Genomic DNA, 6,243 nt, shown 5'->3' with positions numbered 1-6,243 from the left:
CGTAGCTGTCGTCGCGCACCCACCAGGGATTGCGGGACAGCCCTCAGGGGGTGTCCACGGTGCGCGGAGGAGGCGACGGGCGAGGCGCGGGCTCGTACGCGCAGCGCCGGCTCTGGTTCATCGACACGCTCGAAGGTCCCAGCGCCTCCTACAACATCCCGTTGGTACTGCGTCCCGCCGAACCCCTCGACCCCGATGTCCTGGCGGCGGCCCTCACCGACCTGACGGAGCGCCACGAGGTGCTGCGTACCCGCTACCCGTCGGTCGGGGGCGAACCGCACCAGGAGATCCTCGACGCCGCGCGGCCCGTGCTCGACGTCCGCACCGTGCCCGCGACGCGGTTCCAGGCCGCGGTCGCCGCCGCCGCCGGGCATGTCTTCGACCTCGCCGAGGAGATCCCGCTGCGGGCCGCCCTGATCGGCCCGGACGACGGCGGCGGCCAAGCCCTGGTCCTGCTCGTCCACCACATCGCCGCCGACGGCTGGTCCACCGGTCCTCTCCTGGCCGACCTGGCCACCGCCTGTGCCGCCAGGGCCGGGGGCCGCGCACCGGACTGGGAGCCGCTCCCCGTCCAGTACGCCGACTACACCCTCTGGCAGCAGGAGCTGCTCGACGGCCCGGCGGCCCGGGAACACCTCGCGTACTGGGAACGGGCGCTCGCCGGAGCCCCGAGGGTCCTCCAGCTGCCGGCCGCCCGTCCGCGTCCGGCGGAGGCCACCCACAGGGGCGGCCATGCCCCGCTCTCCATCGACGCGGACACCCACCGGGCGCTGGAGGAGATGGCCCGGCGCGGCGGCGCCACCCTGTTCATGGTCCTGCAGGCCGCCCTCGCCGCCGTCCTCACCCGGCACGGCGCGGGCACCGATCTGCCGCTCGCCACCATGACGGCGGGACGCGACGACGAGGCCCTGAGCGATCTGGTCGGCTTCTTCGTCAACACCCTCGTCCTGCGCACCGACACCTCCGGCGACCCGGCCTTCGCCGAACTCCTGGAACGGGTCCGCGACACCGACCTCGCCGCCTACGCCCACCAGAGCATCCCCTTCGACCGGATCGTCGAGCACCTCAACCCGGAGCGCAGCACCGCCCACCACCCGCTCGCCCAGATCGTCGTGCAGCTCCACCACGACTACACCGCACGCGTCGGTGACGGCCCGGCACCGCGGGCCGAACCGGCCGCACTGGAAACGCTGTCCACCAAGTTCGACCTGACGCTGGCCCTGTCGGAGCGACAGGACGACGAGGGCCGTCCGGCCGGTCTCACGGGCGGTCTGGAGTACGCCACCGACCTGTTCGACTCCGCGACGGCCGTCCTGCTCGCGGCGCACGTCGAGCGGCTGCTGCGCGTCGTCGCCGCCGACCCCGGGGTGCGCGTCGGCGACGTGGACCTGCTCACCGACGCCGAACGGTTCCGGCTGGTCACGGAGTACAACGACACGGCCACTCCGACACGGGACCGGTCCACCGTCCACGGGGCGATCGCCCGCCGGGCCCTGCTCACACCGGCCGCGCCCGCCCTGATCGGCGACGGGGAGAACGTCTCCTACGGCGAACTCGAAGCCCGTGCGGCCGGCTTGTCCGCCCGGCTGACGGCGGCCGGGGTGTGTGCGGGTGACGTCGTCGGGGTGCTGCTGGAGCGTGGCGTACCGCTGGTGGTGACGGCACTCGCCGTCCTCAAGTGCGGTGCCGCCTACCTGCCGCTGGACCCGGGTCTGCCCGCCGCCCGCATCAGGACGATGACCGAGGACGCGGAGGTCCGCCTCGTCGCCACGGTCGCCGAACACGCGGGAACGGTGGCGCCGCCCGGGAGTTCCGCCCCGCCGGTGCTCCTGATCGACGGGCCCGGCACGGAGACCGGGCCCGTGGAGCGGCGGGACGTGGAGGTCGGCGGCGACGACCTGATGTACGTGATGTTCACGTCCGGATCGACCGGTCGCCCCAAGGGCGTGGGCGTCACCCACCGCAACGTGACCGAACTCGCCGCGGACCGTGACACCGCGGCCGGTGGGGCCGGCCGGATGCTGGTCCACTCGGCGACCGGTTTCGACGCCTCCGTCTTCGAGATCTGGGTGCCGCTCCTGAACGGCGGCAGTCTGGTGATCATGCGGGGCGACGGCACCGACCTCGCCGAGACCGACCGTGCCGTCCGTGAACACGGAGTCACCGCCGCCTACTTCACGGTGGGCCTGTTCCACGTGATGGCCGACGAGGCGCTGGACACGCTCCGGCTGCTGCGGGAGGTGTGGACGGGCGGCGACGTCGCGTCGCCGACCGCCGCCCAGCGGGTCCTGACGCACTGCCCGGACACGGTACTGGTCCACTCGTACGGGCCGACGGAGACGACCTTCGCCTCGCACAACCAGTGGCTCACCGGAGGCCGGAGCGCCCTCGGCGACAGCGGTCTGCACCTGGGCCGCCCGATGGACAACACCCGCAGCCACGTGCTCGACGCGTCGTTGCGGCCCGTTCCGCCGGGGGTGCCGGGCGAGTTGTACATCGCCGGCTCACACGTGGCACGCGGCTACCTCGGCCGCCCCGACCTGACCGCCGAGCGGTTCGTCCCCGACCCGTTCGAGGCGGACGGCAGCCGGATGTACCGGACGGGCGACCGCGTGGTGTGGACGCCCGCCGGCGAGCTGCGGTTCCTGGGCCGCGCGGACGGCCAGGTCAAGCTGCGCGGGGTGCGGATCGAGCCCGGAGAGGTGGAGCACGCGCTGGCCGCCCACCCCTCGGTCGGTCAGGCCCTCGTCGTCGTCCGGGAGGACCGCCCCGGCGACCGGAGCCTCGTCGGGTACGCCGTACCCCGCGCCGGGAGCACGGTCACGGAGGCGGAACTCCTCACCCTGGCCCGCACCTCGCTGCCCGGACACCTGGTGCCTTCCGCGGTGGTCGTCCTGGACGCCCTCCCGCTGACCGTCAACGGCAAACCGGACCGCCGGGCGCTGCCCGCACCGGACCGCCCGGCCGCGTCCCACCGCGCGCCGCGCAACGCCCGGGAGGAGGTGCTGTGCGGGCTGTTCGCCGAGATCCTGGGGGTCCCGAGAGCCGGCCTGGACGACAACTTCTTCGCCCTGGGCGGTCATTCGCTGCTCGGCGTACGCCTGGTGAGCCGGGTGCGCTCCGTACTGGGCATCGACCGGACCGTGCGCGACCTGTTCCGCTCCCCCACCCCGGCCGGGCTGCTCGGCTCGCTCGACCACGACGGCACGGCCGGCGCCATGGACGTCCTGCTCCCGCTCAGCGACCGCGGCTCCCGGCGCCCGCTGTTCTGCGTGCACCCCGGCACCGGGGTGGGCTGGTCCTACGCCGGTCTCGCCCGTCACCTCGGCGAGGACCAGCCGCTGTACGCGCTCCAGGCCCGCGCACTCAGCGAACCCGGCCACCGCCCGCGCAGCGTCGAGGAGATGGCCGACGACTACCTGGAGCGCGTCCGGCAGGTCCAGCCCTGGGGGCCGTACCGGTTGCTCGGCTGGTCGTTCGGCGGCATCGTCGCCCACACCATGGCCGTGCGGCTGCGCGCGGCCGGTCAGCGGGTCGAGCTCCTGGCACTGATGGACGTGCACCAGACCGGCCCCGGCAGCGTGTCGGTCCTGCCGCCCGAGGAACGGGCGACGGCCTCCGGGACGCTCCACGAGGACGACATGCCGGCGGCGGTGGAACGCGTGCGCCGCGAGGACCCCGTCCTCGGCGGCTTCAGCACCGAGGAGGTGCGGGCCGTGCTGCGCGCCTCCGAGACCCACGCGGCCCTCATGTCCCGGCACACGCCCGGCGTCGCCGACACCGGTGCGGTCTTCTTCACGGCCCGCAGACCCGGCGAACCGGAGGGCGCGCTGGCCGCCACCTGGAACGCGTTCCTGGAGGGCACGGTCGAGAACCACACCGTGGAATTCGACCATCTCCGGATGGCCGAGGAAGAACCTCTCGCGCACATCGGAAGAATCATCGCGGAGAAACTCTCCGCACTGCAGGAAAAGAACCTGCGGGAAAACGAAACGAGGAGTTATTCATGAGCGACAACGTGAACCCCTTCGACGACTCCGAGGGCACCTTCCACGTCGTGGTGAACGACGAGGGCCAGCACGCCCTGTGGCCCGCGTTCGCGGACGTCCCGGCCGGCTGGACCAGCGTGTGGGGAGCCGGAGACCGTTCCGGAGCACTGGAGTACATCACCGCCAACTGGACCGACATCCGCCCCCGGAGCCTGGTCGCCCAGTACGCCTGACAGTTCCCCGCCACCCGGTGCCGCGCCCCGCAGATCCTGCGGGGCGCGGCATTTTCTCGCATGCCTCACGAGAAATGACGGACAGGGCAAGGGGAAACGACGAGAGAAAGGCACGAGAAAGGGAAACCGTGGAGCGCGGCCCGGGAGACGAAGGCCGAGGGGAGACCTTCCGTACGAAGTCGGGGCGGGGAAACTGCCGCCCGTTTCTGCCGCTGGACTTCCTCCCGGGAAGCGTCCGCGGAAATATCGTCGAAGGCATGAAGATACTCCTGAGCGGAACCGCTTCGGACTCCCACACCTGGAACCTCGTATACCTCTGGCTGTTCCTGGAGGAGCGGGGGCACGACGTAGTCACGCTGGGCCCCTGCGCGAGTCCCGGCCTGCTCACGGCCGCCTGCCGTCAGCACAGCCCCGACGCGGTCGTGCTCAGCAGCGTCAACGGCCACGGTTACCGGGACGCCCTCGCCGCCGTGCGCCGGCTGCGCTCCGAACCGGACCTGGCCGCACTGCCGGTGGCCGTCGGCGGCAAGCTCGGCGTCGTCGGCCACTGCCACGGGCCCGAAGCGGCCCGGCTGCGCGAAGCGGGCTGCGACGCCGTCCTCGGGGACGGCCCCGACGACCTGGAGGCGCTGTGCGTCTTCCTCGCGGACCGGGCCCGGGCGGCGGCGGCATGAACGACGGCCCGCGTCCCTTCGGCGCGTTCGTCGCGGACTCCGCCGCCGCCGGACGGCTGGTCGTCCAGCCGCGCATGGGATTCGGCGACCCGGAGACCATGCGCACCGGTCTGGCGCGGACCAGAGCCGCCACCGCGACGACCGTCGGCACGCTCACCATCGACAGTTACACCCGCGTCGGCGACCTCGCCGGAGCCCGCGCCGCCCTCGCCGAAGGCACCCGGCTCAACGGCTATCCCCTCGTCACCCACCCGCTCGCCGTCACCCGGGACCTGCTCGACGGTCTCCACGACGCGGCCTTCCCCATCCAGGTCCGCCACGGTTCGGCCCGTCCGCAGAACATCGTCCGGGCCCTGGTCGCGGCGGGTCTGGACGCGACCGAGGGCGGCCCCGTCTCGTACTGCCTGCCCTACGGCCGTACCCCGCTGCGGGAGTCCGTCGCGGCCTGGGCCGAGGGGTGCGAGTTCCTTGCCGCGAGTGCCCGCCCCGGCTCCGTCCCGCATCTGGAGACCTTCGGCGGCTGTCTGCTGGGCCAGCTCTGCCCGCCCGGGCTGCTGGTCGCCATGAGCGTGCTGGAGTGCCTGTTCTTCGCCCAGCACGGCCTGCGCAGCGTCTCGTTGAGCTACGCGCAGCAGACCGACCCGGGCCAGGACGAGGAGGCCGTACGGGCGCTGCGGAGGCTGGCCGGCGAGCTCCTGCCGGCCGGTGTGGACCACCACGTCGTTCTCTACACGTACATGGGTGTCTACCCGCGCACCGAGCGAGGGGCGACCCGTCTTCTGGAGGCGTCCGCCCGTCTCGCGCTGCGGTCCGGGGCGCAGCGGCTCCTCGTCAAGACGACCGCCGAATCCCGCCGCATCCCCACCGTCGACGAGAACGTCCGCGCCCTGGAGACCGCTGCCGCGGCCGCGGCGCTCGCCGGCCCGTCGGCCCCGGTCGAGCACGACGCCCGGAGCGAGGTCTACGAAGAGGCCCGCACCCTGGTGGAGGCCGTACTCGACCTCCACCACGACCTGGCCCGTGCGCTGCCGATCGCCTTCGAACGGGGCCTGCTCGACGTGCCGTTCTGCCTCCACCCCGACAACGCCGGCCGCTCCCGCAGCGTCATCGGCGCCGACGGCCGCCTGCGCTGGTCGGACACCGGCGCCATGCCGATCCGCCCCGACGCCCCGGACGACCTCGCCCCGCTCACCGCCGACGGCCTGCTCACCGCCCTCCACCACGTGGCCGTGCGTTACGACCGGGCGCCCCACGGCCCCGTGGCCGTCCGGACGCCCGACCGCCTGACGCCCCGCCCGACCTGACCGCCCGCCCGACCTGACCGCCCGTCCGCGGCGTCCCGGCGCG

Annotated in this window: 3 protein-coding genes and 1 pseudogene; all 4 read left to right on the top strand. The window is 73.4% G+C overall.

Annotated features, from left to right (window positions below):
* Window positions 1-92: 92 nt before the first annotated feature.
* Window positions 93-4,010 (top strand): annotated as a pseudogene (locus tag ACWD3D_RS11110) (non-ribosomal peptide synthetase); the annotation flags it as partial.
* Window positions 4,007-4,222: an MbtH family protein gene (locus ACWD3D_RS11105; RefSeq protein ID WP_451460610.1), complete on the top strand. Its 216-nt coding sequence runs from the start codon at window positions 4,007-4,009 to the stop codon at window positions 4,220-4,222. The pseudogene ACWD3D_RS11110 and the gene ACWD3D_RS11105, both read left to right, overlap by 4 nt.
* A 257-nt stretch (window positions 4,223-4,479) precedes the next feature.
* The gene (locus ACWD3D_RS11100; protein ID WP_451460609.1) at window positions 4,480-4,896 is read left to right on the top strand and encodes a cobalamin B12-binding domain-containing protein; all 417 of its coding nucleotides are present in this window, start codon (window positions 4,480-4,482) and stop codon (window positions 4,894-4,896) included.
* Window positions 4,893-6,200, top strand: coding sequence for a methylaspartate mutase (locus tag ACWD3D_RS11095; RefSeq protein ID WP_451460608.1), 1,308 nt, complete (start codon window positions 4,893-4,895; stop codon window positions 6,198-6,200). Before ACWD3D_RS11100 ends, ACWD3D_RS11095 begins: the two co-directional genes overlap by 4 nt.
* The last annotated feature ends 43 nt before the right edge of the window (window positions 6,201-6,243 follow it).

The organism is Streptomyces sp. NPDC002690, assembly GCF_053592415.1.
Note: the sequence above shows the minus strand (reverse complement) of the source record. Positions and strands in the feature narration are given on the sequence as shown.